Raw genomic sequence first — 255 nt, 5'->3', positions numbered from 1 at the left:
GACCGTTAAGGTCTACTCATCATGCTATGGCTAGAGTACAATTCTTAATCAACCAATCACAACTACATTTTGTTGTGGATGTTGATATTAAGGGGTTTTTCGATAATGTCAATCACCCACTTCTTATCAAACAATTATGGAACTTAGGCATCCGGGATCGAAAGGTCCTATCTTGCATTTCCAAAATGCTAAAAGCAGAAATTGATATGGAAGGAATACCATCAAAAGGTGTACCACAAGGTGGTATTCTATCGA

At 37.6% G+C, this 255-nt stretch carries 1 protein-coding gene; it reads left to right on the top strand.

Going from position 1 to position 255, the window contains the following annotated elements; genetic code table 11:
* On the top strand, positions 1-255 hold a 255-nt coding region (locus ACQCT8_RS19080), incomplete at both ends, for a reverse transcriptase domain-containing protein (RefSeq protein ID WP_426873705.1).

It is taken from the genome of Jeotgalibacillus proteolyticus, from assembly GCF_050107735.1.
Lineage (GTDB): Bacteria > Bacillota > Bacilli > Bacillales > Jeotgalibacillaceae > Jeotgalibacillus > Jeotgalibacillus proteolyticus_A.
The sequence above is the reverse complement of the archived record's forward strand: the minus strand, read 5'-3'. Positions and strand labels throughout refer to the sequence as shown.